At 68.3% G+C, this 25,851-nt stretch carries 30 protein-coding genes and 1 pseudogene; 15 read left to right on the top strand and 16 right to left on the bottom strand.

What is annotated here, in order from left to right; genetic code table 11:
* Nucleotides 1-26: 26 nt before the first annotated feature.
* From EV292_RS06740 to EV292_RS06715, 6 genes are read right to left on the bottom strand one after another with little or no spacing between them, the layout of a single operon-like run.
* On the bottom strand, nucleotides 27-944 hold the full coding sequence (locus EV292_RS06740) for a ParB/RepB/Spo0J family partition protein (RefSeq protein ID WP_132908442.1): 918 nt from the start codon (nucleotides 942-944) through the stop codon (nucleotides 27-29).
* The gene (locus EV292_RS06735) at nucleotides 941-1,723 is read right to left on the bottom strand and encodes a ParA family protein (protein WP_132908441.1); all 783 of its coding nucleotides are present in this window, start codon (nucleotides 1,721-1,723) and stop codon (nucleotides 941-943) included. The genes EV292_RS06740 and EV292_RS06735 overlap by 4 nt, the downstream gene beginning before the upstream one ends.
* A complete protein-coding gene (gene rsmG / locus EV292_RS06730) occupies nucleotides 1,723-2,334 on the bottom strand; it encodes a 16S rRNA (guanine(527)-N(7))-methyltransferase RsmG (protein ID WP_132908440.1) in 612 nt (203 codons plus the stop codon). The genes EV292_RS06735 and rsmG overlap by 1 nt, the downstream gene beginning before the upstream one ends.
* Nucleotides 2,331-4,052: a tRNA uridine-5-carboxymethylaminomethyl(34) synthesis enzyme MnmG gene (gene mnmG, locus EV292_RS06725; RefSeq protein ID WP_132908847.1), complete on the bottom strand. Its 1,722-nt coding sequence runs from the start codon at nucleotides 4,050-4,052 to the stop codon at nucleotides 2,331-2,333. The genes rsmG and mnmG overlap by 4 nt, the downstream gene beginning before the upstream one ends.
* 1 nt (nucleotide 4,053) lies before the next feature.
* On the bottom strand, nucleotides 4,054-5,322 hold the full coding sequence (gene mnmE / locus EV292_RS06720) for a tRNA uridine-5-carboxymethylaminomethyl(34) synthesis GTPase MnmE (protein WP_132908439.1): 1,269 nt from the start codon (nucleotides 5,320-5,322) through the stop codon (nucleotides 4,054-4,056).
* Nucleotides 5,319-5,552, bottom strand: coding sequence for a DUF6489 family protein (locus tag EV292_RS06715; RefSeq protein ID WP_132908438.1), 234 nt, complete (start codon nucleotides 5,550-5,552; stop codon nucleotides 5,319-5,321). Before EV292_RS06715 ends, mnmE begins: the two co-directional genes overlap by 4 nt.
* 112 nt (nucleotides 5,553-5,664) lie before the next feature.
* Here EV292_RS06715 and EV292_RS06710 point away from each other — a divergent pair, with 112 nt between their 5' ends.
* Nucleotides 5,665-6,399, top strand: a complete 735-nt coding sequence (locus EV292_RS06710) for a dienelactone hydrolase family protein (RefSeq protein WP_132908437.1) — start codon at nucleotides 5,665-5,667, stop codon at nucleotides 6,397-6,399.
* A 47-nt stretch (nucleotides 6,400-6,446) separates the two neighbouring features.
* On the opposite strand, the pseudogene EV292_RS23430 reads toward EV292_RS06710, so the two are convergent.
* Nucleotides 6,447-6,593, bottom strand: a pseudogene (locus EV292_RS23430) (thiamine phosphate synthase); the annotation flags it as partial.
* Here EV292_RS23430 and EV292_RS23425 point away from each other — a divergent pair.
* The 3 genes from EV292_RS23425 to EV292_RS06695 all read left to right on the top strand — a co-directional run bounded on the left by EV292_RS23425 (nucleotide 6,528) and on the right by EV292_RS06695 (nucleotide 8,258).
* Nucleotides 6,528-6,824, top strand: a complete 297-nt coding sequence (locus tag EV292_RS23425) for a hypothetical protein (RefSeq protein WP_165927030.1) — start codon at nucleotides 6,528-6,530, stop codon at nucleotides 6,822-6,824. The pseudogene EV292_RS23430 and the gene EV292_RS23425 sit on opposite strands and share 66 nt — an antisense overlap.
* A gap of 79 nt (nucleotides 6,825-6,903) precedes the next feature.
* Nucleotides 6,904-7,587, top strand: a complete 684-nt coding sequence (locus EV292_RS06700; protein WP_132908435.1) for a YggS family pyridoxal phosphate-dependent enzyme — start codon at nucleotides 6,904-6,906, stop codon at nucleotides 7,585-7,587.
* A gap of 23 nt (nucleotides 7,588-7,610) precedes the next feature.
* Nucleotides 7,611-8,258: an HAD family phosphatase gene (locus EV292_RS06695; RefSeq protein ID WP_243693676.1), complete on the top strand. Its 648-nt coding sequence runs from the start codon at nucleotides 7,611-7,613 to the stop codon at nucleotides 8,256-8,258.
* A gap of 12 nt (nucleotides 8,259-8,270) precedes the next feature.
* Here the strand turns inward: EV292_RS06695 and ribA are convergent, their stop codons facing one another.
* The 7 genes from ribA to hemE all read right to left on the bottom strand — a co-directional run bounded on the left by ribA (nucleotide 8,271) and on the right by hemE (nucleotide 14,825).
* Nucleotides 8,271-9,293, bottom strand: a complete 1,023-nt coding sequence (gene ribA / locus EV292_RS23060) for a GTP cyclohydrolase II (protein WP_132908846.1) — start codon at nucleotides 9,291-9,293, stop codon at nucleotides 8,271-8,273.
* Between the two features lie 47 nt (nucleotides 9,294-9,340).
* Nucleotides 9,341-10,135 (bottom strand): exodeoxyribonuclease III, encoded by a 795-nt coding sequence (locus EV292_RS23055; protein WP_243693644.1) that lies wholly within the window; start codon nucleotides 10,133-10,135, stop codon nucleotides 9,341-9,343.
* A gap of 213 nt (nucleotides 10,136-10,348) precedes the next feature.
* Nucleotides 10,349-10,957: an outer membrane lipoprotein carrier protein LolA gene (locus EV292_RS06680; RefSeq protein WP_132908432.1), complete on the bottom strand. Its 609-nt coding sequence runs from the start codon at nucleotides 10,955-10,957 to the stop codon at nucleotides 10,349-10,351.
* A gap of 73 nt (nucleotides 10,958-11,030) precedes the next feature.
* Nucleotides 11,031-11,747, bottom strand: coding sequence for a TerC family protein (locus tag EV292_RS06675; RefSeq protein ID WP_207913379.1), 717 nt, complete (start codon nucleotides 11,745-11,747; stop codon nucleotides 11,031-11,033).
* Nucleotides 11,748-11,900: 153 nt separating this feature from the next.
* On the bottom strand, nucleotides 11,901-13,157 hold the full coding sequence (rho, locus tag EV292_RS06670) for a transcription termination factor Rho (RefSeq protein WP_132908431.1): 1,257 nt from the start codon (nucleotides 13,155-13,157) through the stop codon (nucleotides 11,901-11,903).
* A gap of 156 nt (nucleotides 13,158-13,313) precedes the next feature.
* Nucleotides 13,314-13,769, bottom strand: a complete 456-nt coding sequence (locus EV292_RS06665; protein WP_132908430.1) for a CopD family protein — start codon at nucleotides 13,767-13,769, stop codon at nucleotides 13,314-13,316.
* Nucleotides 13,770-13,784: 15 nt separating this feature from the next.
* Nucleotides 13,785-14,825, bottom strand: coding sequence for a uroporphyrinogen decarboxylase (hemE, locus tag EV292_RS06660; protein ID WP_132908429.1), 1,041 nt, complete (start codon nucleotides 14,823-14,825; stop codon nucleotides 13,785-13,787).
* A gap of 320 nt (nucleotides 14,826-15,145) precedes the next feature.
* On the opposite strand from hemE, the gene EV292_RS06655 reads away from it, so the two are divergent.
* From EV292_RS06655 to EV292_RS06610, 10 genes are all read left to right on the top strand, one after another.
* On the top strand, nucleotides 15,146-15,976 hold the full coding sequence (locus EV292_RS06655; protein ID WP_132908428.1) for a pyruvate, water dikinase regulatory protein: 831 nt from the start codon (nucleotides 15,146-15,148) through the stop codon (nucleotides 15,974-15,976).
* A 5-nt stretch (nucleotides 15,977-15,981) separates the two neighbouring features.
* Nucleotides 15,982-16,569 (top strand): nucleoside triphosphate pyrophosphatase, encoded by a 588-nt coding sequence (locus tag EV292_RS06650; protein WP_132908427.1) that lies wholly within the window; start codon nucleotides 15,982-15,984, stop codon nucleotides 16,567-16,569.
* Nucleotides 16,570-16,571: 2 nt separating this feature from the next.
* Nucleotides 16,572-17,381 (top strand): shikimate dehydrogenase, encoded by an 810-nt coding sequence (locus EV292_RS06645; protein WP_132908844.1) that lies wholly within the window; start codon nucleotides 16,572-16,574, stop codon nucleotides 17,379-17,381.
* Nucleotides 17,382-17,388: 7 nt separating this feature from the next.
* A complete protein-coding gene (coaE, locus tag EV292_RS06640; RefSeq protein WP_132908426.1) occupies nucleotides 17,389-17,982 on the top strand; it encodes a dephospho-CoA kinase in 594 nt (197 codons plus the stop codon).
* A gap of 8 nt (nucleotides 17,983-17,990) precedes the next feature.
* Nucleotides 17,991-18,686, top strand: a complete 696-nt coding sequence (dnaQ, locus tag EV292_RS06635) for a DNA polymerase III subunit epsilon (RefSeq protein WP_132908425.1) — start codon at nucleotides 17,991-17,993, stop codon at nucleotides 18,684-18,686.
* Between the two features lie 54 nt (nucleotides 18,687-18,740).
* A complete protein-coding gene (gene raiA / locus EV292_RS06630) occupies nucleotides 18,741-19,331 on the top strand; it encodes a ribosome-associated translation inhibitor RaiA (protein ID WP_132908424.1) in 591 nt (196 codons plus the stop codon).
* A 31-nt stretch (nucleotides 19,332-19,362) separates the two neighbouring features.
* Nucleotides 19,363-19,833 carry a PTS sugar transporter subunit IIA gene (locus EV292_RS06625; RefSeq protein ID WP_132908423.1) on the top strand — a complete coding sequence of 157 codons (471 nt, stop codon included), beginning with the start codon at nucleotides 19,363-19,365 and terminating at the stop codon, nucleotides 19,831-19,833.
* Nucleotides 19,820-20,281: a PaaI family thioesterase gene (locus EV292_RS06620; protein ID WP_132908422.1), complete on the top strand. Its 462-nt coding sequence runs from the start codon at nucleotides 19,820-19,822 to the stop codon at nucleotides 20,279-20,281. The genes EV292_RS06625 and EV292_RS06620 overlap by 14 nt, the downstream gene beginning before the upstream one ends.
* Nucleotides 20,278-20,613: a DUF1491 family protein gene (locus EV292_RS06615; protein ID WP_132908421.1), complete on the top strand. Its 336-nt coding sequence runs from the start codon at nucleotides 20,278-20,280 to the stop codon at nucleotides 20,611-20,613. Before EV292_RS06620 ends, EV292_RS06615 begins: the two co-directional genes overlap by 4 nt.
* A 172-nt stretch (nucleotides 20,614-20,785) precedes the next feature.
* Complete coding sequence (locus EV292_RS06610) at nucleotides 20,786-21,424, top strand: cell wall hydrolase (RefSeq protein ID WP_132908420.1); 639 nt, start codon at nucleotides 20,786-20,788, stop codon at nucleotides 21,422-21,424.
* A gap of 311 nt (nucleotides 21,425-21,735) precedes the next feature.
* Here the strand turns inward: EV292_RS06610 and EV292_RS06605 are convergent, their stop codons facing one another.
* Both EV292_RS06605 and EV292_RS06600 read right to left on the bottom strand, forming a co-directional pair.
* Nucleotides 21,736-23,145 carry a M20/M25/M40 family metallo-hydrolase gene (locus tag EV292_RS06605; RefSeq protein WP_132908419.1) on the bottom strand — a complete coding sequence of 470 codons (1,410 nt, stop codon included), beginning with the start codon at nucleotides 23,143-23,145 and terminating at the stop codon, nucleotides 21,736-21,738.
* Nucleotides 23,146-23,206: 61 nt separating this feature from the next.
* On the bottom strand, nucleotides 23,207-24,076 hold the full coding sequence (locus EV292_RS06600) for an aspartyl protease family protein (RefSeq protein WP_243693643.1): 870 nt from the start codon (nucleotides 24,074-24,076) through the stop codon (nucleotides 23,207-23,209).
* Between the two features lie 516 nt (nucleotides 24,077-24,592).
* On the opposite strand from EV292_RS06600, the gene EV292_RS06595 reads away from it, so the two are divergent.
* On the top strand, nucleotides 24,593-25,849 hold the full coding sequence (locus tag EV292_RS06595; protein ID WP_132908417.1) for an efflux RND transporter periplasmic adaptor subunit: 1,257 nt from the start codon (nucleotides 24,593-24,595) through the stop codon (nucleotides 25,847-25,849).
* Nucleotides 25,850-25,851: the final 2 nt, after the last annotated feature.

The raw sequence follows: 25,851 nt of genomic DNA, 5'->3' as shown, positions 1-25,851 counted from the left end.
GCAGCAGATGGGTGCCGCGTCGCCGATCAAATCCGCTCTCCGCTCAGCCGCTGACACACCATGTCGAGCTGCTCCAACGAGCTGTAATCGAGCGTGATCGAGCCCCTACCATCGTCGTTGAAGCTGATATGGACGCGCAGCCCCAGAAGGTCGGCGAGCTGACGTTCGAGCGCTTCGATGTCGGCGCTGCCCGTGCTTGCAGGCGCGACGCGGCGCGGCTCAGAACGTGTCTCGCCGCTGTCGCGCGTACCGCGTTTGCCTTGGCTTGCCAGCTTCTCGGTCTGCCGCACCGACAGACCCTGGGCGACGACTTGATCCGCCAGCGCGCCGGGATCGTCCGCCCCGATCATCGCCCGCGCATGGCCCATCGTCAGCGTGCCTTCGACGACCCGCGACTGAACATCTTCCGGCAAGTCGAGCAGGCGCAGCAGATTGGCGACATGGCTGCGCGACTTGTGAACCGCACGGGCGAGGGCGTCCTGCGTATGGCCGAACTCGTCGATCAACCGCTGATAGGCGCGTGCTTCCTCGATCGCGTTGAGATCCTGCCGTTGGATGTTCTCCAGCAACGCGATCTGGAGCGTCTCGCTGTCGCTATAGTCGCGGACGACGACGGGCACTTCATGCAGGCGGGCGCGCTGCGCCGCACGCCAGCGTCGTTCACCCGCGACGATCTGGTAATCATGGCCATGCGGACGAACGATGATCGGCTGGATCAGTCCGCGCTCGCTGATCGAGGCGGCGAGTTCGTCGAGCGCGGCCTCGTCGAAATGCCGCCGCGGCTGATCGGGGTGGGGGGCGATCGCCGAGACCGGGATCAACCGTACCGCACCCCTCGTCGGCGCGTCCTTCGCCTCCCGCTCGTCCTGTGCCACGTCGCCCAGCAGCGCGTTCAATCCGCGGCCGAGGCCGCTCTTCGGTCGGCGCGCTCCTGCGTCACTCATGCCGCTACATTCTCCTCTTGGGGTAGTCGTTTGATCAGCTCGCGCGCGAGCGCCATATAGGCCTCTGACCCGCTGCATCGATGGTCGTAGATCAGCGCTGGCAGTCCGTGGCTGGGAGCTTCTGACAGGCGAACGTTGCGCGGGATGACGGTGTCGAACACCACTTTGCCCAGTACGGCGCGGACATCTGCCGAGACCTGCTCCGTCAGCCGGTTGCGCCGATCGAACATGGTGAGCGCCACCCCGAGGATCGACAGCGCAGGGTTGAAGCGTGAGCGGATCCGCTCGACGGTGTTGAGCAACTGACTGAGCCCCTCGAGCGCGAAAAACTCACACTGAAGAGGAACGAGCAGGGCGTCGGCCGCCACCATCGCGTTGATGGTGAGGAGCCCGAGGGAGGGGGGGCAGTCGATCAGCACGACGTCCCATCGATGCTCCGACCGATCGAGCGCGCGGCGAAGGCGGTGCGTACGATCACTCGACTCGACCAGTTCGATCTCAGCGCCGGACAGATCAACGGTCGCTGGGATAACGTCGAGTAGCGGTATACCACTCGCGACCGCGGTCGCCGACAAATCTGCCTCGTCGAGCAGAACGTCATAGCTCGACCGCTCACGTTGCGCCTGGTTGATGCCGAGTCCGGTCGAGGCGTTACCCTGTGGATCGAGGTCGATCAGGAGAACGCGGTGGCCAGAGGCCGCGAGTGCGGTCGCGAGATTGATCGCGCTCGTGGTCTTACCCACGCCGCCCTTCTGGTTGGCAATAGCGATGCAGAACATCAGGCGCGAACTCCATCCGCGACGACAATCAGCGACTCCGGATCAGTGAGGCTATGTTCCACGTGGAACACTCCCTTCCATCGCGCTGCCGCTGCATCGATCTCCGTAGCAGCATTTCGCCCGCGGGGGAGCACGTACCGTGTCCCGCTATGGCGAAGATGCGAGGTGCTCTCGAGCAGGGTGTCGAGTGGCGCGACTGCGCGCGCAGATATGACGTCGACGGCGCCGGTCTCAACCGACTCAACCCGTGCTTTAAGCACGACGGTCTCGCTAAGATTAAACCGCGATATCACAGCGTTCAAGAATTCTACGCGCCGGGCCCGTGGCTCTGCCAACCATATTCTTCCGTTCGTCAGGATGGCGACGACCAGCCCAGGCAAGCCCGCTCCGGTACCTACGTCCAGCCATGTTCCCCAAGATCGCGGCGCGAGCGACAGTAGCTGTGCGGAATCAAGGATATGCCGAGCCCAGATCGTCGGCACCGTCGCCGGAGCAATGAGGTTCTGCTGCTCGTTCTCTTCAATCAGAAGCTGGACATAAAGCTGCAAACGATCGACCGCGCCGTCGCCGAAGCTCCTTCTCAACCAAGCCAGCGCGTCGTCCTCGGTCATGCGATCATCTTGCGCGTATGTAGCCAAAGAGCAGAAAGCGCGGCTGGCGTCACGCCGCGGACGCGCGATGCCTCATCGAGGGTGGTGGGATCGGCCAGTGTCAGGCGATCGATCATCTCGTTTGACAAGCCCGCGATTGCATTCAACGCAGTGCCTCGTGGGATGGGCACGGCGCCATCTCGCCGCATCCGCTCGATCTCGTCCGACTGGCGGGCGAGGTAGGGGGCGTAGCGGCGATCTTCCTCCACCTCTTGGATCAGTGCTGCCTCCATGTCATCGACGTGCCCCGCGCGGATCAACGCTCGGTCGCGCTCCCGCCGAACGAAATGACGTAGGCGTTTTTCCGAGATCAGGCCTCGCTCCAAGCCCAGCGGCGTCAATCTCGTTTCGGCATTATCGGCGCGTAGCAGCAACCTGTATTCAGCCCGAGCGGTGAGCATGCGATAAGGCTCGCTCACTCCCTGGAGAACGAGATCATCGATCATCACTCCAAGGTAACTGGAAGTGCGATCCAGGATCAGCGGCTCAAGGTCACAGGCGCGAGCCGCCGCGTTGGCACCGGCGATCAGGCCCTGCGCGGCAGCTTCCTCATAGCCAGTGCTGCCATTGATCTGACCCGCGCAGAACACCCCGTCGAGTGCCGTTAGCGCCAAGCGTCGATCGAGCGAGCGCGGATCGATGAAGTCGTACTCCACCGCATAACCATGTGCGACGATCTCTGCCCGCCCGAGTCCGTCGATACTCTTGATCATCTGTTCCTGGATGGCTGACGACAACGACGTAGAAATACCATTCGGGTAGATGAGGTGATCATCCAGACCTTCGGGCTCCAAGAAGATCTGGTGCCCGTCGCGATCCCCGAACCGATTGATTTTGTCCTCGATCGAGGGGCAGTAGCGTGGCCCTTCACCCGTGATCGCCCCTGTCAGAAGCGGCGACGATGCCAGGCCATCACGGACGATCGCGTGGGTTCGTTCGTTAGTGCGAGTGATCGCGCAATGAAGCTGGGGCAGTCGGGACGAGCATGGCATGAACGACATGGACCAGTGCTCGCGATCGGAAGGTTGCGGCGCGAGAGCAGCCCAATCGATTGTACGTCCGTCAAGCCGAGGCGGCGTCCCGGTCTTCAACCGCCCCATCGGCAACCCGAGTGCTCGCATTTCAGCGCCAAGGATCGTCGCAGCTCGTTCATCGATCCGACCGCCGACCTGACGATCATCACCCCGAAAAAGTCGCCCTCCTAGAAAGGTTCCGGTCGCTATCACAAGCGCGCGCGTCTGAATTGTATCCCCGTCGTCCAACTCGACGCCAACAAGCACTCCACCTCGAAGCACGAGCTTCGTGGCTTCCCCCTGAACGATCGTGATCGCCGGCATATGCGATAGCTGCTGAATGATGCTGTGGCGATATCGACGTCGGTCGGCCTGGACGCGCGGGCCATGGACGGCCGATCCTTTCGATCGGTTGAGCATGCGCCAGTGGATCGCTGCGGAGTCGGCTGCTCTCCCCATGAGCCCATCCAGCGCGTCGATCTCGCGTACTAAGTGTCCTTTGCCAACGCCGCCAATCGACGGGTTGCATGACATCACTCCGATCGTTGCGGCGGAGTGGGTGACTAGCCCGACTTTCGCGCCGCGTCGGGCCGCAGCGGCGGCTGCCTCCACGCCCGCGTGCCCGCCGCCGATGACGAGAACATCGAATTGTTTCACGTGGAACATCTCACTTGCCGAGGCAAAATCGCCCGAACAGCGCATCCAGCAGCGCTAGGGTCGCGTCTCGCCCGGTTAGCGCGCCAAGCGCTTTCCGTGCAACTCGCAAGTGGTCCGCTTTGATGAGGATGTCAGCCTCGGCCGAAGCCGAGGCAAGCAGCGGAAGAACATGGCTGACGATATCTCGCTGCCGCTGACTCAGGGAAAGATCATCGCCTGCCGACAACATCGATGATCCATGCTCGACCAGTCGCGACCAGAGCGCGGCCACACTCTCTGGCTGATGGATCGACGTCGGCATGCCAGGACCGGTGCAAAGATCAGCCTTGGCAGCGATCAGCCAAGCTCCAGCGGGCGCGTCGGTCACGCTACCCAACCACAGGAGAATGTCAGCTTCCCCAATGAGGCCGCGTGCGCGTGCGATACCGATCCGCTCGACAGGATCATCGGTCTCCTCGACGAGGCCGGCCGTATCGACCAGCCGAAAAGGGACGCCCGCCCTGACCACCTGCGCCTCGAGCGCATCCCGCGTCGTACCGGCGATCGAGGTCACGATCGCTGCCTCGCGTTCTACCAGCGCGTTGAACAGTGAAGACTTGCCGGCGTTGCGCGGCCCCGCGAGGACCACCACCAAGCCATCGCGCAGCCGTTCGGTCGATGGCTGATCCAAGAGGCTCTGCATATCGGCCTGTACGCGGTCGACGATCGCAGTGGTTCGATCCATATCGACCTGGCCAACTTCATCCTCTCCATCATAATCGATCGCGGCTTCTACCATCGCCGCCGCATCGCTCAACGCCGTCATCCAGCGATCGGCTCTCTGGCTCAGCACCCCATCTGACAACGCTAAGGCATTGCGCCGTTGCGCGTCGGTCTCCGCCTCAAGCAGGTCCGCCAAACCCTCCGCCTGAGCGAGATCGATCCGGCCGTTGCTCAGCGCGCGACGGGTAAACTCGCCCGGCTCCGCGCGCCGGAGCCCAGGCATGTGACCGAGCGCCGTCTCGACCGCGGCCACGACGGCACGCCCGCCATGAAGATGCAGTTCGAGCAGATCCTCTCCTGTGGCGCTGCCAGGCCCCGGAAAAAACATCACCAGCGCGCGATCGAGCGCCTGTCCCGCATCATCGCGCAACGTGCGGAGTGTCGCCCGGCGCGGGGAGGGGAGGGCGCCGCTCAACCTAGTCGCGACACGCGCCACGGCCGGCCCGCTGACGCGCACTACTGCGATCGCCGCGGGCGGCCGGCCGCTGGACAGAGCGTAGATCGTATCGTCACTCATCCGCCGGTCTTCGTCACGCCGCCGGACGCGAACATCTGGCGCCAGAAGTCCATACCCGCCTCAGGTGACCAGGTCCGCATCAACGCGGTCACGAGCTCCGGCGACACCTTCCCATCGAGCGCCTCGCGCATCCGATCGACATAAAGATCGTGGAGCGGGGTGAGGTCCGGCAACCCCATCATGCGGCGCGCCTCTTCGGGGGTACAGTCTAGCTCGATCGTCACCTTCATTGCCGCTGCTCCTTGAGTACGCCCGCGACGCGCCTTAGCGTAAGCCTCGCTTATGCCCCGGTCCGCACGCGTGTCGCAACGCCACGACGCACCGGCGCGCGGAGACATGCTGATGACGGCCTCGACCACGATTGCCACCTTGGACGGCGCCACGATGCCCGTGTACCGCGCCGATCCTGGCCGTCCACCGCGCGCCGCGATCGTCGTGATCCAGGAGATCTTCGGGATCAACGCGGGTATCCGGCGCAAGTGTGACACGCTGGCGGAAGCGGGCTATCTCGCGATCGCCCCCGACCTGTTCTGGCGCATCGCTCCCGGAACGGAACTCGACCCCGATATCCCTGAGCAGATGGAAGCGGCGTTGGCCCTGATGGGGCGGTTCGATCAGGACACCGCGATCCGCGATATCGAAGCGACGATCCGCTACGCGCGGTCGGAGAGCAACGGCCGCGTCGGTGCCGTGGGATATTGCCTCGGCGGTCGGCTAGCCTATCTCACCGCGGCGCGCACCGACGTGGACGCGAGCGTCGGCTATTATGCCGTGGGCATCGATCAATTGCTGGGGGAGAGCCACGCGATCGCCCGACCGCTCATGCTGCATATCGCGGGCGCCGACGGCTTCGTCGATGCCAAGACGCAGCGCGCGATGCACGACGGGCTCGGCTCACACCCGCGCGTCACACTATATGATTATCCCGGCGAGGATCACGGCTTCGCGACCGAGTTCGGGCGGCGACGCTCCGATGCGGCGGCGGTAACCGCCGACGCACGAACCGCCGCCTTCTTCGCCGAGCATCTCGACGGAGACGAAGGGAAGGGGCCATCCCACACGTCGATCCCGGCATAGCCGGCGAAACCGAGAGAGCGGAGCCGGCGGAACGAGCGGGGATCCATCCCGCCGAGCGCGATCGGCGTCAGAGGAAGACCGCGGGTAAGCAACGACGCGCGCAAAGGTCCTAGGGTGGATGCACCAGGATGCGAGCGCGTGGCGAACACGGGCGAGACGAAGGCGATCGCCGCTCCCGCACGGGCAGCCGCGATCGCCTCACGCCGATCATGGACGGGCCACGTCACGAGTCCGCGCCCGCGTCGACCATGCGTGCCGTCCTCCCCACGCAAGGCAGTGCGACCCGCGCGAACGAGGATCAATCGACGGCGGCGCGCGATCGCGCGAAGACGCTCGAACAGCCGCGCGCGCTCCGCCGCGGGCGTGGCGTGATGGCGGAAGACGATACCCGCGCCGCGCGGCAACCGATCGACCGCCTCCCATAATCGATCGCCGAGCCGTTCGTCGGTCATCAGCCAGCGGTCGGGGTGGCGGCGGTGCATCCGCGACCGTATAGCGCGCGGCATGATCGACGACGACCTTTCCCGCACCGCCACGGTCACCCAACTCGGCGCGGTGCGCGACCGGATCGCGCATGCCGCCCGTCTCGCGCGCCGTGATCCCGCCGACATCACGCTGATCGCCGTGTCGAAGACGCAGGACGCCGCGGCGATTCGCCCACTGCTCGCCGCGGGCGTACGGGATTTCGGCGAGAATCGAGTCCGGGAAGCGCAGGCAAAATGGCCGGGGTTGATCGCGGACTATCCCGACACCCGGCTCCACCTGATCGGGCAGTTGCAGTCGAACAAGGCAGCCGAGGCAGTCGCTATCGCGCAGGCGATCCACTCGATCGATCGTCGCTCGCTGATCGACGCGGTGGCGCGCGCGATCGAAGCCAGCGGGCGCCAGCCCGATTGCTACGTGCAGGTCAATATCGGGGACGAGCCGCAGAAAGGCGGCTGCGCGATCAGCGACCTGCCCGCGTTGCTCCGGGTCGCGCGCGGCGCGGGGCTGACGGTGGCGGGGCTGATGTGCCTGCCCCCTGCCGAGGTGGAAGCCGCACCCTATCTCGCGCTCTGCGCCAAGCTGGCGCGCGATAACGGGCTGGCGGGGTTGAGCATGGGGATGTCAGGCGACCTCGATACCGCGGTGACGCTGGGCGCGACTCATGTGCGTGTCGGTTCGGCGTTGTTCGGGGCGCGGCCGTGAGCGGGGTCGGACGAGTGGACGCGCTGTTGTTCGACTTCGACGGCGTGCTGATCGAGAGCGAGGCAAGTGGCAACCGCCATCTCGCCGCCTATCTGACCGACATCGGTCACCGGATCACGCCCGAACAGGCGATGGCGACATTCATGGGATTGTCGGGGCGCGATTTCACCGGCGCAGTCGAGCGGTTCATCGGCGGCCCCTTGCCCGATGATTTCCGCGCCGCACGGATGGAGGAAGACGAACGCTGTCTCGCCGAAGGCATCGAAGAGGTCGCCGGTGCGGTGCGCTTCGTGCGCTCGCTGCCGGTGACCTTGCCGCGCGCGGTGGTGTCGTCGAGCCGCGTGCGCTGGATCCGGGCCCATCTCGCCCATCTCGGCTTGGCGGACGCATTCGGTGAACACCTCTATTCCGGCGCCGAGCACGTCGAACACGGCAAGCCCGCTCCCGATCTCTACCTCTACGGCGCGGCCCAGCTCGGCATACCGATCGAGCGCTGCGCGGTGATCGAGGACTCACCCGTCGGTGCGACCGGTGCGGTGGCCAGCGGCGCCTATGTCATCGGGCTCGTCGCGGCGACTCATTGCGGCGCCGACCATGCCGAGCGCCTGCGCGCGATCGGGGTGAGTGCCATCGCGCGTGACTTCGACGAGGTGGCGCGGCTGCTCGCCTGAACGACACGGCGGTCAGAACTGGTGCCCGGTGCGATCGCGTTTGGTCGCGAGATATCGTTCGTTGTGTGGATTGGCCGGCAGCGCATGCGGGACGCGCTCGACGACCGTCACCCCGGCCGCCTCCAACCCCGTGACCTTGGCAGGATTGTTGGTCAGCAGTCGGACCCGATCCTGCCCAAGCAGGACCAGCATCCGCGCCGCCACGCCGAAGTCGCGCGCGTCCACCGCGAAGCCGAGCCGCATATTGGCGTCGACGGTGTCATAGCCTTGATCCTGCAACGCATAAGCACGAAGCTTGTTGACCAGCCCGATCCCTCGACCTTCCTGTCGCAGGTAGAGGAGGATGCCCCAGCCGGCCTCGCGGATCCGGCGGATCGCGGCGTCGAGCTGCGGACCGCAGTCGCATTTGAGGCTGCCGAGCACATCGCCGGTGAGACACTCGCTATGCAGCCGCACCAAAGGCGGCGAGCCATCGGGCTGCCCGATGAGGAGCGCGACATGCTCGTCGGCGCTCTCGGGCGAGCGGAAGGCGACAATCTCGCTATCCTCCACCTGTGCGACGGGAAGTCGCGCACGCACCGCGATCGCGAGTCGGGTCGCGTCCTCGTGCGCGTCGATCGCGGCGACGTCGATCGCTACGGCGGGCTTGACTCCGTTGGTGAAGAAGGCGGGGAGTAGCCCGGCCACCCGCGCTAGCCGCAGCGCCGCGGCGCTCGCGATCGGGCTCGCCAGCGCGGCGGTACGAAAAGGCCCCTTGAGTGGCGTGGCGAGATCGAGCTGCGGGTCGGCGAGGGCGGTGGCCAGTGCCATGCCGAACCATGGCGCGCGCTCGATCAGCACCGGCTGGTCGGGGGCCGCGGCGGCACGCTGGTTGGTCAGCGTCAGCGTCTCGGCGCGCCCGGCCGAGATCAGCACCGCATAATCTTCATCGGGCGCGAAGGCGGCGAGCCGCGCGGCGTCGGCGGTCTCTACCGCGAGCAGCACCAGCGGCGGCTCGCCCAGCGCATGGAGCGCGATCGGCCAGCCGCGCCGCATCGCGTCGATTGCACGCGCCGCATCGCGCGGGTCGGCGCTCGGCTCGTTCACCAGGCGAACTCGGTCATGATCGGGACGTGGTCGCTCGGCTTGAGCCAGCTGCGGCACGGCTCGAAGACGGTGTGCGAGACCGCGGTGCGGGCCACGTCGGCGGTTGCCCACATATGGTCGAGACGGCGGCCGCGATCGTTCTTGGTCCAGTCGGGCGAGCGATAGCTCCACCAGGTGTGGAGCCGCGCCGGGGCGGGATGGAAGTGGCGGCCGAGATCGACCCAGTCGTTCGACACGCGCAGCCGCTCGAGCGCCTCCACCTCGACGGGAGTGTGGCTCACCACCTTGAGCAGCGCCTTGTGGCTCCACACGTCGCTCGGCAGCGGCGCGATGTTGAAGTCGCCGGTGAGGATGGTGGGCACGTTCAGCGTCTCGGACCAACGCGTCATCCGTTCCACGAAGTCGAGCTTCTGCCCGAACTTGGGATTGACGTCCCGGTCGGGCACATCGCCGCCAGCGGGGACGTAGACGTTCTCCAGCCGCACGCCGCCGGGCAGCCGTACGCCGAGGTGACGCGCCTCGCGATTGGCCTGCCAGTCGAGTCGCTCGTCCGCCTCGATCGGGACGCGGCTGATGATCGCGACGCCGTGGTGCATGCGCTGGCCGTTGAGCAGGACATGGTCGTAGCCGAGCGCGCGGAACCCGGCGACCGGGAAGTCCGCGTCGATCACCTTGGTTTCCTGCAGGCACAGGATGTCGGGGGCGGCCTCGCGCAGGAAGCGCTCGACGATGTCGAGGCGGAAGCGGACCGAGTTGATGTTCCAGGAGACGATCTTCACGCCGCGCGACATAGGCGGTCGATCGCGTCGCGCAAACACCTCGCCGGCCGGAACGTGAAAGGCCCCCGCTCCGGGGGCATGGAGCGAGGGCCGACACAGCGTTCATCACGCAAGCGGGGAAGAAGGGCTCAGGGCAACAGGGGGAAAATCCCCGAGGCGTCCGCCCCCGCAACCTTCATTTAGGACAATTTAGCTGTCAGTCAGATGAACGGATTGGAAAAATTATCAGCCGCTGCGACCCTGGCGACGGGGGTCGGTCCAGCGGAACGCGCTGTCATTGACCGGCACGTTGAACTTCTGTCCGCTCAGCCGGATCGTGGTGCGGTTGCCCTGGCTGTCGAGCGCGACCCAGCCTTGTAGCATCAGCCCCGCCGGTGCCGCCGAGTCGCGGGCGAACACCATCGTGATCCGACCGAACTCGGGGTGTTTGGGATCATTCGCCTCGACCGACAGCACGTCGGGGTTGGGCGAAGGCACCACCTTGGCGTAGCGCGAGATGTCGCGGCTGGGGTCGATCAGCACGCCGAGCGGCGAGTTGCCGATCGGCCAGCGCTGCACCTGCTTCACCGAATAGTCGATGAAGGTGAACGCCTTGCCGTCGCTGACGATGAGCAGCGGCACGCCCTTCTGATATTGGAAGCGGATCTTGCCCGGCTTCTTGAGCGTCAGCGCACCGGTCAGGACGCGCCCGTTGCGATCGGTCTGGCTGAAATCGGCGGTCATCGTCTCGGCCGCGGCGAGGAAGCGCTGGACCGCGGCGAGATCGTTGCCCTGCCCGGCGGCCGGTGCGGCGAACATCGCGATCGCCGCCAGCGGCACGAGGAAAGTACGCATCGTCACTCCGTTGTCAGACTGGCCGGTGATGCCGCGGCGGCGTTGAACGCGCCCTGAACCCGACGCGATCCGATCAGCCGAGCAGCGAGGCGATGCCCGGCGTGTTCTCGGCGCCGACCCAGCCCTCGTAGATCATCCGCCCGGCGACGAAGAGGATGACCGCGAGGCCGACATAAGCGATCCAGCGGTAGCGATCGATGATCCGCGCGATGAAGTTGGCTGCCAGCCCCATCAGCGCGACCGACAGCAGCAGGCCGACGACGAGGATGCCGGGATGCTCGCGCGCCGCGCCCGCCACGGCGAGCACGTTGTCGAGGCTCATCGACACGTCCGCGACCGCGACCGCCCAGGCCGCGCCGACGAAGCTGCGCGCGGGCGCGACGGCGGCGTCGCCGTTGCCCTCAGCGTCGGGCTGGTGGCCGCCGGCGCGGATCTCGCGCCAGAACTTCCAGCTCACCCACAGCAGCAGCAGGCCGCCGGCGAAGATCAGCCCGACGATCCCCATCAGCCAGGTGACGATCAGCGCGAAGAAGATGCGCAGCACCAGCGCGGCGCCGATGCCGATCAGGATCACCTTCCTGCGCTGGTCCGAGGGCAGGCCGGCGGCCAGCGCGCCGACCACGATCGCATTGTCGCCCGCCAGCACCAGGTCGATCATCAGCACCGAGCCGAACGCGGCGAGCGCGGCGGGATCGCCGAGGTTCGAGAAGTCGGCGACGATATGCTGCCAGATGTCGCCGAGCGAGCCGGGTCCCTGGGGCGCGACGGCCGCCCCCGCGGCGGCCAGCATGGCGATCAGGCTCACGACGTCACTCCCCTGAAGATACGAACGGGCGGCACGTCCAACCAACGCACCGCCCGCGAAAAGTTACCGCCTGCTACGCAGAGCGAGCCTTCACCCGCCTGTCACGCCCGCTCCGAAGACCGCGGGTGCGACCGCGGCTCACTGGTTCATCGAGTCGAAGAAATCGTCGTTCGTCTTGGAATCCTTCATCTTTCCGAGCAGGAACTCCATCGCGTCGACGGTGCCCATCTGCATCAGGATGCGGCGCAGCACCCACATCTTGCTGAGCTTGTCCTTCTCGACCAGCAGTTCCTCCTTGCGCGTGCCGGACTTGCCGACGTCGATCGCGGGGAAGATGCGCTTGTCGGCGACCTTGCGGTCGAGCACGATCTCGGCGTTGCCGGTGCCCTTGAATTCCTCGAAGATCACCTCGTCCATGCGGCTGCCGGTATCGATCAGCGAGGTCGAGATGATGGTGAGGCTGCCGCCTTCCTCGATGTTACGCGCCGCGCCGAAGAAGCGCTTGGGGCGCTGCAGCGCGTTGGCGTCGACACCGCCGGTCAGCACCTTGCCCGACGAGGGCACCACGGTGTTGTAGGCGCGGCCGAGGCGGGTGATGTTGTCGAGCAGGATCACCACGTCCTTCTTGTGCTCGACCAGACGCTTGGCCTTCTCGATCACCATCTCGGCGACCTGCACGTGGCGCGTCGCCGGCTCGTCGAAGGTGGACGAGACCACCTCGCCGTTGACCGTGCGCGACATGTCGGTGACTTCCTCGGGGCGCTCGTCGATGAGCAGCACCAGCAGGAACACCTCGGGGTGGTTGTGGCTGATCGCGCGCGCGATGTTCTGCATCATGATCGTCTTGCCGACGCGCGGCGGGGCGACGATGAGGCAGCGCTGACCCTTGCCGATCGGCACGACCACGTCGAGCACGCGGCCCGACCGGTCTTTGATCGTCGGGTCCTCGATCTCCATCTTGAGCCGCTCGTCGGGGTAGAGCGGCGTCAGATTGTCGAAATTGACGCGGTGGCGGACGCGCTCAGGGTCCTCGAAATTGACCTGGGTGATCTTCACCAGCGCGAAATAGCGCTCGCCGTCCTTGGGCCCGCGGATCTCGCCCTCGACGGTGTCGCCGGTGCGCAGGCCGTGCTTCCGCACCTGGTTGGGGCTGACGTAGATGTCGTCCGGCCCGGCGAGATAATTGGCCTGCGCCGAGCGGAGGAAGCCGAAGCCGTCGGGCAGCACCTCGATCGTGCCCTCGCCCATGATCTGCTCGCCGTTCTCGGCCTGGACCTTGAGGATGGCGAACATCAGATCCTGCTTGCGCAGGGTCGACGCGCCCTCGACCCCGAGCTCCTCTGCGAGCTGCACGAGGTCGGCCGGGGCCTTCTTCTTCAAATCCTTGAGATGCATGTAGACGTGTCCGATGTGCTCGGGAGTGGGGGGAAGCTCGGCCGGCGAATACGCTCGAGATACGAAGCTGTAGAGGAGGCGGGAGACCGGGACCGATCGCGCCGTAGCCGCGAGGTAAGAGTCGGCCGCGGCTTAGTCAAGCCGGCGCGCGCGGTCTCAGAACGGCTTCACGATCACCAGGATGACGATCAGCACCGCGGCGATCGCGGGCACCTCGTTGACCAGCCGCAGCGCGCGGTTCGAGAGCGTCGCACGGCCAGCGGCGAGCTTGCGCGCATAGCCCACCGCCCAGCCGTGATAGCCCGACAGCAGCACGACCAAAGCGATCTTGGCGTGGAGCCAGCCCAGCCCCGGCGTACCGTCGGCGATGCCGGCGTTGAGCGCGAGCGCGATGCCGAGCACCCACACCAGGATCATCGCGGGCGTGAGGATGATCGCGCGCAGCTTGCCCTCGCGCTCGACCCAGCGCGCCGCCTCGGCCGGGTCGGCGAGACCCTCCTGGTGATAGACGAGGTAGCGCGGCAGCATGAACATGCCTGCCATCCAGAAGATCACGAAGATGAGGTGCGCCGCCTTCACCCAATCGTAGGTCGCGCCGAGGAAACCCGCCATGGTCATGCTCCGCCCTTACGCGCCGCGGACGCGCGCGACCAGATCCTCGACGTGCGCCACCGGCGTGTGCTGGCCGATGCCATGGCCCAGGTTGAACACGTGCGGCCGCTCGGGGAAGGCGGAGAGCACGCGGTCGATCCCGCGGTCGAGCGCGGCGCCGCCGATTCGGAGCGCGAGCGGGTCGAGGTTGCCCTGCACCGGCAGCCCCGGCGGTAGCACGCGGTCGGCCCAGGCGGGGTCGACGGTCTCGTCGAGCCCGATCGCGTCGACGGCCGTGCCGGCGGCATAAGCGGGGAGCTTGCCGCCCGCGCCCTTGGGGAAGCCGATGATCGTCGCGCCGGGGCGGCGCGCGCGCAGGCCGTCGACGATGGCGCGGTTGGGCGCGATCACCCAGCGCTCGAACTGCTCGGGCGAGAGGCTGCCCGCCCAGCTGTCGAACAGCTGCACCGCCTCGACCCCGGCGTCGAGCTGCGTGGCGAGATAGTCGATCGTGAGCGCGACCACCGCGTCGATGATCGCCGCGAAGGCCGCGGGGTCGCGATAGGCGAACAGCCGCGTCTCCTCCTGGTCGCGGCTGCCCTGGCCCGCGACCATGTAGGTCGCCACCGTCCAGGGTGAGCCAGCGAAGCCGAGGAAGGTGGTCGCGGGCGACAGCGCGGCGGCGACGCGGCGCACCGTGGCGTAGACCGGATCGAGCCGCGCCGGCACCGGCGCGAGCGACGCCAGCGCGGCGTCGACCAGCGCGGGCGCGAGCCGCGGCCCCTCGCCCGCGCCGAAGCTGAGCTCCTGCCCGAGCGCCCAGGGCACCATCAGGATGTCCGAGAACAGGATCGCGCCGTCGAAGCCGAAGCGGCGGATCGGCTGCAGCGTCACCTCGGCCGCGGCCTCGGGATCGGTCGCGAGCGCGAGGAAGCCGCCCTTCTCGGCCCGCAGCGCGCGATATTCGGGAAGGTAGCGCCCGGCCTGGCGCATCAACCACAGCGGCGGCCGCTCCTGCCGCTCGCCTCGGAGCGTGCGCAACAGCGGCTTGATGGTCTCGATCGGGGGAGTGGGCACGGGTGAGATCGTCCTCGCCCCCTTCAGAGAAGAGAATCTCGAAGAAGGCTGTTGATGCGGATGGCGCGTGGGTTGCGGTGGCTTAATCCGCCGTCACCGGAAATGCCAACAGCTTGACGGTGCGAGTCCGACGCAGGGTCAGGGATTCGCGGCTCCTCATCCCCGCTATCCACAGGCTGTGGAGGAACATCGCGGCTGCGGACGAGATTGTGGATGGAATCGGATTCATCCACCGTCGAGGCACTCGCTTGGCGGCGCGGGCGAGTTGCGCTAGCCCGCGTCCCCATGTTGTCCACAGTTCGATCCCCAGGCGGCTGAGGATGGTGCGCCTCCACCTCCATCTGCTCTCCGACTCCACCGGCGAGACGCTGGAGAACATCGCCAAGGCGGCGCTGGCGCAATATGACGACGTCGAGACGGTGCGGCATTTCTGGCCGATGGTGCGCACCGAGATGCACCTCGACCGCATCCTCCAGGAGATAGCGCAGAACCCCGGGCTGGTCGTGTTCACGCTCGTGAACCCGGTCACCCGCGCCGCGCTGGAGAATCGCTGCCGCGCGCTCGGGCTGCCGACGGTAGCGCCGCTCGACCCGGTCAACGATGCGCTGTCGATGCTGCTCGGCCAACAGGCCAAGGCGCGTCCGGGCCGCCAACACGTGCTCGACGCCGCCTATTTCGCGCGCGTCGACGCGATCCAGTTCACCATCGCGCACGACGACGGGATCGCGCACGAGGACTGGGAGGAGGCCGATATCGTCCTCGCCGGGGTGAGCCGCTCGTCCAAGACGCCGACCTCGATCTATCTCGCCAATCGTGGCTACAAGACCGCCAACATCCCGATCGTGGTGGAGAGCCCGCCGCCGGCCTCGCTGTTCGCGCTCGACTATCCGCTGGTGGTGGGGCTGACGACCAGCGCCGACCGGCTGATCCAGGTGCGGCGCAACCGGCTGCTCTCGCTCAACCAGGCGCCCGAGACCGATTACGTCGACCAGGACGCGGTGGCGCGCGAGATCGCCTTCGCGCGCCGCATCTTCGCCGACAACGGCTGGCCCGTGATCGACGTCACGCGCCGCTCGATCGAGGAGACCGCGGCGGCGATCATCGCGTTGGTCAACGAGCGCCGCGGTACCGCCACGCGCACCACGGACTGACCGACATGCTGATCCTCGCCTCGCAGAGCGCCTCGCGCACCGCCATGCTCTCCGCCGCCGGCGTGCCGTTCACCGCCGAGCCGGCGTACGCCGACGAGGCCGCGCTCAAGGCGGCGATGGCCGGCGCGCGCCCGCGCGACCTCGCCGACGCGCTCGCTGAATTGAAGGCGCTCAAGGTCTCGGCGCGCCATCCCGGGGCGCTGGTGCTCGGGTCGGACAGCCTCGCGGTGCTCGACGACGGCAGCGTGCTCGACAAGCCGACATCGCGCGACGAGGCGCGCGATCATCTCAAGCGCATGTCGGGGCGTCATCACGATCTGGTCAGCGCCGCCGTGATCGCGGAGAATGGCCGGCCGGTGTGGCGCGTCGTCGACGCCGCGCGGATCGTCGTGCGGCGGCTGTCCGACGCGTTCATCGAGACCTATCTCGACGCCGAATGGCCCGCGATCGCTGGCTGTGTGGGCTGCTACCGGATCGAGGGGCCGGGAGTGCAGCTCTTCGCCAAGGTCTCGGGCAGTCAGTTCACCGTGCTCGGCATGCCACTGCTGCCGGTGCTCGACTATCTCCGCACGCGCGAGGTGCTGCCGACGTGACGATCCCCTATGCCGAGGTGATCGGCGACCCGATCGCGCATTCCAAGTCGCCGCTGATCCACCGTTTCTGGCTGGAGGCGCTGGGGATCATGGGCGACTATCGCGCCGAGCGGGTGGCCGCGGACGATCTCGGCCGCTTCTTCGCGGCGCGCGCGCGCGACCCCGACTGGCGCGGCTGCAACGTCACCGTGCCGCACAAGGTGGCGGCGCTCGACCATGTCCCCGATCCCGGCGGGGTGCGTGGCTCGATCGGCGCGGCCAACACCGTGTTCCGCGACGAGTCGGGCAAGCTCGCCGCGACCAACACCGACGCCGCCGGCTTCCTCTCGCCGATCGCCGACCTCGATCTCGCCGGCGCGGCGGTCACGGTGGTCGGTGCTGGCGGCGCAGCGCGCGCGGTGCTGTTCGCGCTGTCGAAGGTGGGGGTAGGGCGCGTGACCCTGCTCAATCGCACGCCGCTCAAGGGTGCCGCGCTGCTCGCCGGCTTCGGGCTCAAGGGCGATGCGCTCCCGCTCGAGGCGCGGCTGCGCCCCGATACCACGCTGCTGGTCAACACCAGCGCGCTCGGCATGGCCGGGCAGCCGCCGCTGACGCTCGACCTCGATCCGTTGCCCGACGATGCGATCGTCTACGACATCGTCTATGCCCCGCTCGAGACGCCGCTGCTCGCCGCCGCGCGCGCGCGCGGCCTCGACACGGTCGACGGTCTGGAGATGCTGATCGGCCAGGCCGCGCTCGCGTTCGAGCTGTTCTTCGGCGCCGCGCCACCGCGCGAGCGCGACGACCAATTGCGCGCGCTGCTGCTGGCGTGAGCGCGCGATGATCGTGCTCGGGCTCACCGGCTCGATCGGCATGGGCAAGACCACGGTGGCGCGGATGTTCGCCGAGGCGGGCGTGCCCGTGTTCGACGCCGACGCGGTGGTCCACCGCTTGCAAGGCCCGGGCGGCGCGCTGGTCGCGGCGATCGCCGCGCGCTTTCCGGGGACCACCAGCGCGGCAGGGGTCGACCGCGCCGCGCTCGGCGCCGCCGTGCTGGGGGACGAAGTCGCGCTGCGCGACTTGGAGGCGATCGTTCACCCCGCGGTCGCTGCCGAGCGCGCCCGTTTTCTCGCGCGCCACGCCGCCGCGCCGCTGGTGGTGCTCGACGTCCCGCTGCTCTTCGAGACCGGAGGCGACGCCGCGGTCGATCAGGTCGCGGTGGTGTCCGCCGCGCCGGCGGTGCAGCGCGAGCGCACGCTGGCGCGACCCGGCATGACCGCGGCCAAGCTCGACTCGATCCTCGCGCGCCAGCTGCCCGACGCCGAGAAGCGCGCGCGCGCCAACGCGGTGATCGCCACCGACGTGCCGCTCGCCGAGACGCGCGCGGCGGTGCTGCGCCTGATCGCTTGCGCCCGCGCCGCGGCGGGTCGATAACGCTGCGCATGCGCGAGATCGTCTTCGATACCGAGACCACGGGGCTGAGCTTCGTCGGCGGCGACCGGATGGTGGAGATCGGCTGCGTCGAGCTGGTCAACCGCTGCGAGACCGGGCGCACCTTCCACGCCTATTTCCACCCTGAGCGCGACATGCCCGAGGAGGCCGCGCGCATCCATGGGCTGCGCATTGACTTCCTCTCCAAGCACCCGGTGTTCGCGCTCGGGGTCGAGGCGTTGCTCGAGTTCATCGGCGACGCGCCGCTGATCGCACACAATGCGGGGTTCGACTTCTCCTTCCTCAACGGCGAGCTCGAACGCTGCGGCCGCACCGCGGTGTGCCGCTCGCGCATGGTCGACACGCTCCAGCTCGCACGCACGCGCCACCCCGGCGCCAAGCACACGCTCGACGCGCTGTGCAACCGCTACGGCATCGATCGCTCGCATCGCGTGCTGCACGGCGCGCTCCTCGACGCGCAGCTGCTCGCGCAGGTCTATGTCGAGCTTCAGGGCGGTCGGCAGATCGGGCTCGGGCTGGTGAGCGAGCCGATCATGGTGACCGCCGCGACCGCCAGCAGCGTGCCGGCGCCGGCGCGCGCGCGGCCGCCGCGGCTCTTTTCGGCGAATGCGGCGGAACTGGCCGCGCATGCCGCGTTTCTGAAGGGGGTCAAAGAACCCCTGTGGGGGGCCGACGCGTCCGGATGACGCGCTTAGCACCAGCCGGGCAGGGGCTCGACCGGCAACGATGGAGAAGAACGTATGGATATCCGGGTATCAGGTCACCAGGTGGCGATCGGCGACGCGCTGAAGGCCCATGTGCAGGACCGGCTCCAGGGTATCGCTGACAAATATTTCGCGCGCGCCATCTCGGCCGAGACCACCTTCGGCAAGGGCCCGCACGACAATGGCTTCACCTGCGACATCGTCGCGCACGTGACGCGCGGCCTGGTGCTGAAGGGGCGGCACGACGCGCATGATGCGCATCTCTCGTTCGACGGTGCCGCCGAGAAGATCGAGAAGCAACTGCGCCGCTATGTCCGCCGCCTCAAGGATCGCGCCCCCGCGCACGCCGCGGCCGAGGCCGACAAGGACAGCAACGGCTATGACAATGCCGGCTACACGCTGTTCGCCGAGTCGACCGACGAGGACGAGGCCGGCGACGCGCCGCTGGTGATCGCCGAGACCCGTGTCGACGTGCCCGAGGCGAGCGTCTCCGACGCGGTGATGATGCTCGACCTGCGCAACACCCAGGCGCTGCTGTTCCGCAACGCCGGTACGGGTTCGTACAACATGGTCTATCGCCGCGGCGACGGCACGATCGGATGGGTCGAGCCGCAGCGCGCTGGCTGAGGCGCGCGCGGCCACCTACCTGGCACCGATCATGGCGACCGACCTGAGCGACCTGCTCGTGCCCGAGCTCGTCGTCGTGGGACTGCCCGCGGCGTCGAAGAAGGCCCTGTTCACCCAGCTCGGCGCGCTCGCCGCGCCCTGGGTGGGGCTGGACGCGCGTGCCATCGCCGAGGGGCTGGCCGCGCGCGAGAAGGAGGGGTCGACCGGCTTCGGCGGCGGCGTCGCGATCCCGCACGCGCGGCTCGCGGGCATGCAGCGGGTCGCGCTGATCGTGGCGCGGCTGGCGCAACCGCTCGGCTTCGCCGCGGTCGACGACGTCGCGGTCGATGTGGTGGTGGCGATGCTGTCGCCGCCCCACGCCGGCGGGGAGCATCTCAAGGCGTTGGCCCGCGTGGCGCGGCGCTTCCGCGACCGCACCTTGGTCGCCAAGTTGCGCGGTGCGGGCTCGCCCGACGCGATCTACGCGCTGCTCACCGCGGACGACACGCGTGACGCCGCCTGAGGGAGCCGCGGCGCATCACCGCGCGCTGGAGTCGCTGTACGCCGCGGCGCCGATCAACCGCCTGTTCGACTCGCGGCTCGAGATCGTCGAGCCCGGCGTGGCGCGGATCCGCTTCCGCGTCGATCAGCGCCACTTTCACGCCGCCGGGGCGGCGCACGGCACCAGCTATTTCAAGATGCTCGACGATGCCGCCTTCTACGCGTGCAACAGCCTGGTGACCGACCGCTTCCTGCTCACCACCCAGTTCAGCCTGCTGCTCACGCGCCCGCTCGGCGAGGGCGAGGTGGTGGCGGAGGGGCGCTGGGTCAGCGGGCAGCGCCGCGTCTTCGTCGCCGAGGCGCGGTTGATCGCGGTCGACGGCGAGGAGGTGGCGCGCGGCACCGGTACTTTCATGCGCTCGCGGATCGCGCTTGCCAGCCTGCCCGGCTACGCGGCGACCGCGGCGTGAGCGCGCGGCTGCCCACCCATCTCGCGGTCGGCGCGCTGCTCAGGCGAGTCAACGACAGCGGGGGCATGGCGGTGGTGCGTGCCTCAGGTGAGGCGCAGTCCGGGGCGGTGCTGGTGCTGCTGTGCGACGGCCGTTCGATGCGTGCGGTGGAGCGGATGCGCGGGATGGACGACCGCGACGTGCTGATCGCCGCGGGTCCGAGCGATGGCGACTCGGCCGCGGTGGAGGATTACTGGCGTTTGCGACGGCGTCGTGACCCCGACCTATGGGTGATCGAACTGGACATCCCGGACGCCGAACGGTTCGTCGCTGAAACGATGCTGGTCGATTGACGCTGTTAACCCCTCGACCGTAGCGGGGTGGGATCGACAACAGGCGTTGTGCCGATGCGGGGTGCGATCCCGAACGGTGACGCAGTCGGGGGGGCACCCGGTCGGTCATTTGAGCAGCTAACGCTGGTTCAGCGACCGTCTCCGCGTACCCACCGCATAAACAAGACGTGGAATGCCTTTAGGTTCCCGCGCTGCCGCTTTCGCAGCGTTCACTGCCTCGATCGTCTCGCTGGCCCTGCAGAGCGCGCCCGGCCTCGCCGCCGAAGTGCCGACGCTCCCGGGTGTCACCGCGAGCCAGCTCGCTGTCACCGACGCGGTCCCCGCGACGGCGACGCCGGCGTCCGATAACGCCGACCAGATCCTCGACCAGGCCGCCGCCGACCAGGCGGACGAGCAGGTCGCTTATCCCACCCTCGCCGCCGCCGTCGCCGACCAGTCGATCCCGTCGAACACCGACGAGGACCTGCGTTGCCTCGCCGGTGCGATCTATTTCGAGTCGCGCGGTGAGCCGCTGAGCGGACAGCTCGCGGTCGCCGAGGTGATCCTCAACCGCACCAAGTCGCGTCGCTTCGGTGGCAGCGTGTGCGACGTCATCACCCAGAAGGGCCAGTTCTCCTTCGTGCGCGGCGGCGTGATGCCGTCGGCACCGTCGAACGACGACTGGCGCACCGCGATGGCGGTGGCCAAGGTCGCGATGAAGGACGCGTGGGAGACCGACGCGTCGAACGCGCTCTATTTCCACCACCGCAGCATGGGCCGCGCCGCCGGTGTCCGGGTCGCCTCGATCGGCAACCACGTCTTCTTCCGCTGAACGCCGTCGCGCTTGCGAGAGATAGGGTAAGCGGGGCCAGACCTCGCTGATCCGGCCGGATGGGCTCCGACGACATCGTCACCCCGGCGAAGGCCAAGGGTTCAGCTACGGAGCGGTCGTGAGTCTCACCACGGCCTTTGCCGCTCGGTTCCGGCTTCCACCCAGCCTTCTCGACACTCCTGCCGTCATCCCGGACTTGTTCCGGGATCCACCGTTCCGCGCACGCATCGGGCGTTAATCTCGCGGAGGAGTGGATCCCGGAACAAGTCCGGGATGACGAGGGGGAGGCCGTTTGTCATCATCCTGCGCCTTCAACCAGCATACGCCTTCGCCAGGTCGTACAAATAATCTCGCGCGGCATAGAGCGACGCCACCCGGATCCGCTCGTTCAGCCCGTGTACGCCGTTGAAATCGGGATCGAGGAACGTGCCCGGCACGCCATAGACCGGGATGCCGATCGCTTCGAGGAACACGCCGTCGGTGGCCCCCGTCGACATCGTCGGCAATAAAGGCACGCCGGGGAAATGCTTCTTCGCCAGTGCTTCCATCGGGCCGATGATCTTCGGGTCGAGCGTCGGCGGCACCGCGGTGGGGCGGATCGGCTGGTTGGCAATGACGGTCACCTTGCTCCCCGCCAACTCGCGCAGCTTGTCGAGCGTCCCCTCGACCGTCTCGCCCGGGAAGATGCGGCAGTTGACGTTGGCGTTGGCGCGCTGCGGCAGCGCGTTCTCGGCATGGCCAGCGCTCAGCAGCGTCGCCACGCAGGTGGTGCGCAGCGTCGAGTGCATCACTTTGTCGCGGCTGACGATCACGTCGGCGGCGCGGTCCTGCGGATCAGCCAGCAACCGCGTGATCGCGGTCGCCTGCTCGCCGCCGACGCGCTTGGCGGTGGCGGTGAAATAGGCGCGGGTCGTGTCGGTGAAGCGTACCGGAAACTCGTAGTTCTGCACCGCCTTGATCGCGTCGGCGAGCTCGTAGATCGCGTTCTCCGGCACGGGCGTGGAGCTGTGGCCGCCGGGATTGGTCGCCAGGAAGGTGAAGTTCTGCGCCGCTTTCTCGCCGACCTGGACGGCGAGCAGCTGGCGCTTCCCCTGCGAGTCGAGCCGCCCGCCGCCGCCCTCGTTGAGCGCGAACTCGGCCGCGATCAGCTCGGGCCGGTGCTGCGCCAGCCATTGCGCGCCGTTGAAGGCGAAGGTGGTCTCCTCGCCGCAAGTCAGCGCCAGCTTGATCGTGCGCTTCGGCCGGAAGTTCTGCGTCCGGAAGCGGATCATCGCATCGGCCCAGATCGCCGACATGGCTTTGTCGTCCACCGCGCCGCGCGCGTAATAATAGCCATCCTCCTCGACCAGCTTGAACGGGTCGCGTTGCCAGTCGGCGCGCTTCGCCTCGACCACGTCGAGATGCCCGAGCAGCAGCATCGGCTTGAGCGCGGGGTCGCTGCCGCGCAGCAGCGCCACGATCCCGCCGTCCTTGGGATGATCGGGGGTGGAGAACAGCGTGACATCGGCGTCGGCATAGCCCGCGCGCTTGAGCCGCGCCGCGACCTGCTCCGCCGCCTGGGAACAGCTGCCGACGTTCACCACCGTGTTGGTCTCGACCATCTCGCGGTAGAGATCGAAGAATGCCTTCTCGTCCGGACGTGACTGCGCCGACGCGCCGCCCCCCGTCACGGTTCCCGCCACGAGCCCGGCGATCAGCGCCGCCCTACCCAAAATGCGCATTCGTCTCCCCCGATCGTTCCGATGGGAGCCTCGCAGCGATGCGGGCGCGGCGCAACCGCGCTCAGCCGGTGCGGCGCAGGTCGCGCGGCAGGAGGAGCCGCAGCTCGCGATTGGCGAAATCGATGTGGACGCGACGGAACAGCCGCAGCGCGTCCATCCCCAGCATCAGCGCAGGCTTGTCATCGATGCCGAAGACGCGGAACGGCGCGGCGTCGGCGAAGGCGATCGGCAGCGATCGGATCTTGGCGGGGCCGAGCGTCATCTCGGGCAACAGCGCGTAATCGGCGGCGAGCTGGACGCCGAGCACGCTGGTGAGCAGCGTGGTCTCGCGCTTGCGCACCGAGAGCAGGCGGCGCAGCGCGAGATTGCCGAGGCTGACGCTGGTGCCGGTATCGAGCACCACCCGCACGCGCCGCCCCGCGACCGTGGCGCTGGTGACGACGAGCTGGCCGAACAGGCTGCGCGCCTGGATCACGATCTCGCCGGGCTCGCGCTTGAGCCGCTCGCGCTTGCTCGACGGTGTCACCTGCATCCGCTGCGCGTCGAAGTCGATCGTCAGCGCCTGGCCTTGGAGCGTGTCGATGCCAAGCATCCCCGGTGCGCCGAGATGACGCGCCTCGAGCGCGGGCGCCTCGATCTTCGCGCCGCCGACGCGGCCTACCGGCTTGGGACTGACCGAGATGGCCGGGATGATGACCGTGTCGACGTCACTCGTCCCCGCCATCGCGACGAGCCGGACACGGCGCCCGGCGGGGAGGCCAAGATGGGTCGCGAGCTGGCGCGAGATCACGCTGCGTTGCGCGCCGGTGTCGATGATGAAGGGGAAGGGACCAGCGCCCGCGATCTCGACGGGCACGGTCATGCGATCATCGGCGTTGAGGAAGGCGAGTTCGTCCGACGGAGTCGCTGGGGCCTCGGTGGGCAAGTCCACCCGGGTAATCGCAGACGCGTCCGAGGGTATCCCGACCTGCGCCGCCGCGGGCAGGGCCGCGCCCCCCAACAGCAGCGCGAGCAACCTCTCCATGTCGCGGAGAATACGCCCGTTTCGGGTCGAACACCAGCGTGACGCAAGCACAACAAAGGGTATCGACAAATAAAACTACCATGCGGTACAAAAAGGCGGTTGACCAGCGTAGGGCGGCTTTCTATACCAGTCGGTATCGAAAGCATGACGGCTGCGCGCGCCGTCGAGCGTTCGACGGAGCCTTATGGATCCTCCTCTCACCAGGCGGCGCGCCGGGACCTGACCGGTCGACGCCGCATGACGATCTTTCTTCCGCTTGCCCGACGCGCTGCGTCGCGGTGAGCGCCACCGTCCGTCCTCCTTCGGCGTGCCGCGTATCCCGCGCGCCGGGTGCGGCCGGCCGCCCATCGCACAGGACCTTCTCGCCATGGCCCATCGCGCCTGCCTGACCCTCTCTCCCCGTCTGACCGCGGAGACCCGCCGATGAACATGCACAGCACGATCGACCCGGCCGACTCGGTCGAGGCCGCGCCCGCGTCGCGTCCCAGCACCGCCAAGCGCGCCGCCTGGATCGGCGTCCCGCTCGTGGCGGTGATCGGCGCCGCCACCTTGCTCCACCGCGAGCAGCCCGCGGTCGCCGCGCCGCCGGCTCCCACCGTCACCGTCGCGCCGCCGCTGCAGCGCACCGTTGCCGAGTGGGACGATTATGTCGGCCGCTTCGAGCCGAGCCGCTCGGTCGAGGTGCGCCCGCGCGTCTCGGGCGCGATCAGCGCGGTCCATTTCACCGACGGCGCCACCGTCCGCGCCGGGCAGCTGCTCTTCACCATCGACCAGCGCCCCTTCGCCGCCGCGCTCGCCGAGGCGCAGGCGGGTGTCGCCACCGCGCGCAGCGACCTGCTGCTCGCGCGCGCCAACCTCGACCGCGCCGGCCGGCTCGTCGCCGAGGACGCGGTTTCCAAGGGCGAGCTCGACCAGCTCACCGCGCGCGTCCGCGCCGCCAGCGCGCAGCTCGCCGCCGCCGAGGCGCGCGTCCGCGCGCGCGCGCTCGACATGGAGTTCACCCAGGTGCGCGCGCCGATCGCGGGGCGCGTCTCGGACCGGCGCATCGATCCCGGCAACCTCGTCGCCGGCGGCGACACCAGCGGAACGTTGCTCACCACGATCAACGCGCTCGATCCGATCTACTTCGCCTTCGACGGCTCGGAAGCGCTCTTCCTCAAGAACAAGCGCGCGCGCGCCGCGGGCGTCTCGGCGCCCGACGTCGACGTGCGGCTGCAGGACGAGGGCGACTATCGCTGGCACGGCCGGCTCGACTTCACCGACAACGGGCTCGACTCGCGCTCGGGCACGATCCGCAGCCGCGCGGTGCTGCGCAACCCGGACCAGTTCCTCACCCCGGGCATGTTCGGCAACATGCGGCTCGCCTCGGGCGCGACGACGCGCGCGCTGCTCGTCCCCGACGCCGCGGTGCAGACCGACCAGGCGCGCAAGACGCTGCTGACCGTCGGCGCCGACGGTACCGTGACCGCCAAGCCGGTGACGCTCGGCCCGGTGCTCGCCGGCCTGCGCATCGTGCGCAGCGGGATCTCGCCGAGCGACCGCGTCGTGATCAGCGGCACCCAGATGGCGATGCCGGGCACCAAGGTGCAGGTCCGCGCCGGTAAGATCGCGCCGGCGAGCGGCGGCGACGCCCCGCCGGGCGCGGCGCCGATCACCGGCGAGGCCACCTTCACCTCCTGATC

Origin of the sequence: Sphingomonas sp. BK235 (assembly GCF_004345855.1) — a bacterium.
GTDB lineage: Bacteria > Pseudomonadota > Alphaproteobacteria > Sphingomonadales > Sphingomonadaceae > Sphingomonas.
The sequence above is the reverse complement of the archived record's forward strand: the minus strand, read 5'-3'. Positions and strand labels throughout refer to the sequence as shown.

Bases quoted from the DNA above. Each gene is read 5' to 3' on its own strand.
- EV292_RS06605 (WP_132908419.1), bottom strand. From the start codon at position 23,145: ATGCGCATTTTGGGTAGGGCGGCGCTGATCGCCGGGCTCGTGGCGGGA.
- EV292_RS06675 (WP_207913379.1), bottom strand. From the start codon at position 11,747: ATGCTGGCCGCCGCGGGGGCGGCCGTCGCGCCCCAGGGACCCGGCTCG.
- EV292_RS06665 (WP_132908430.1), bottom strand. From the start codon at position 13,769: ATGGCGGGTTTCCTCGGCGCGACCTACGATTGGGTGAAGGCGGCGCAC.
- EV292_RS06655 (WP_132908428.1), top strand. From the start codon at position 15,146: ATGGTGCGCCTCCACCTCCATCTGCTCTCCGACTCCACCGGCGAGACG.
- EV292_RS06680 (WP_132908432.1), bottom strand. From the start codon at position 10,957: ATGCGTACTTTCCTCGTGCCGCTGGCGGCGATCGCGATGTTCGCCGCA.
- EV292_RS06610 (WP_132908420.1), top strand. From the start codon at position 20,786: ATGCCTTTAGGTTCCCGCGCTGCCGCTTTCGCAGCGTTCACTGCCTCG.
- EV292_RS23425 (WP_165927030.1), top strand. From the start codon at position 6,528: ATGCGAGCGCGTGGCGAACACGGGCGAGACGAAGGCGATCGCCGCTCC.
- mnmG (WP_132908847.1), bottom strand. From the start codon at position 4,052: ATGTTCCACGTGAAACAATTCGATGTTCTCGTCATCGGCGGCGGGCAC.
- EV292_RS06700 (WP_132908435.1), top strand. From the start codon at position 6,904: ATGATCGACGACGACCTTTCCCGCACCGCCACGGTCACCCAACTCGGC.
- EV292_RS06710 (WP_132908437.1), top strand. From the start codon at position 5,665: ATGACGGCCTCGACCACGATTGCCACCTTGGACGGCGCCACGATGCCC.
- dnaQ (WP_132908425.1), top strand. From the start codon at position 17,991: ATGCGCGAGATCGTCTTCGATACCGAGACCACGGGGCTGAGCTTCGTC.
- EV292_RS06595 (WP_132908417.1), top strand. From the start codon at position 24,593: ATGAACATGCACAGCACGATCGACCCGGCCGACTCGGTCGAGGCCGCG.
- raiA (WP_132908424.1), top strand. From the start codon at position 18,741: ATGGATATCCGGGTATCAGGTCACCAGGTGGCGATCGGCGACGCGCTG.
- rho (WP_132908431.1), bottom strand. From the start codon at position 13,157: ATGCATCTCAAGGATTTGAAGAAGAAGGCCCCGGCCGACCTCGTGCAG.
- ribA (WP_132908846.1), bottom strand. From the start codon at position 9,293: ATGCGGCGCGGCTGGCCGATCGCGCTCCATGCGCTGGGCGAGCCGCCG.
- EV292_RS06650 (WP_132908427.1), top strand. From the start codon at position 15,982: ATGCTGATCCTCGCCTCGCAGAGCGCCTCGCGCACCGCCATGCTCTCC.
- mnmE (WP_132908439.1), bottom strand. From the start codon at position 5,322: ATGAGTGACGATACGATCTACGCTCTGTCCAGCGGCCGGCCGCCCGCG.
- EV292_RS06625 (WP_132908423.1), top strand. From the start codon at position 19,363: ATGGCGACCGACCTGAGCGACCTGCTCGTGCCCGAGCTCGTCGTCGTG.
- EV292_RS06740 (WP_132908442.1), bottom strand. From the start codon at position 944: ATGAGTGACGCAGGAGCGCGCCGACCGAAGAGCGGCCTCGGCCGCGGA.
- rsmG (WP_132908440.1), bottom strand. From the start codon at position 2,334: ATGACCGAGGACGACGCGCTGGCTTGGTTGAGAAGGAGCTTCGGCGAC.
- coaE (WP_132908426.1), top strand. From the start codon at position 17,389: ATGATCGTGCTCGGGCTCACCGGCTCGATCGGCATGGGCAAGACCACG.
- EV292_RS06735 (WP_132908441.1), bottom strand. From the start codon at position 1,723: ATGTTCTGCATCGCTATTGCCAACCAGAAGGGCGGCGTGGGTAAGACC.
- EV292_RS06715 (WP_132908438.1), bottom strand. From the start codon at position 5,552: ATGAAGGTGACGATCGAGCTAGACTGTACCCCCGAAGAGGCGCGCCGC.
- EV292_RS23055 (WP_243693644.1), bottom strand. From the start codon at position 10,135: ATGTCGCGCGGCGTGAAGATCGTCTCCTGGAACATCAACTCGGTCCGC.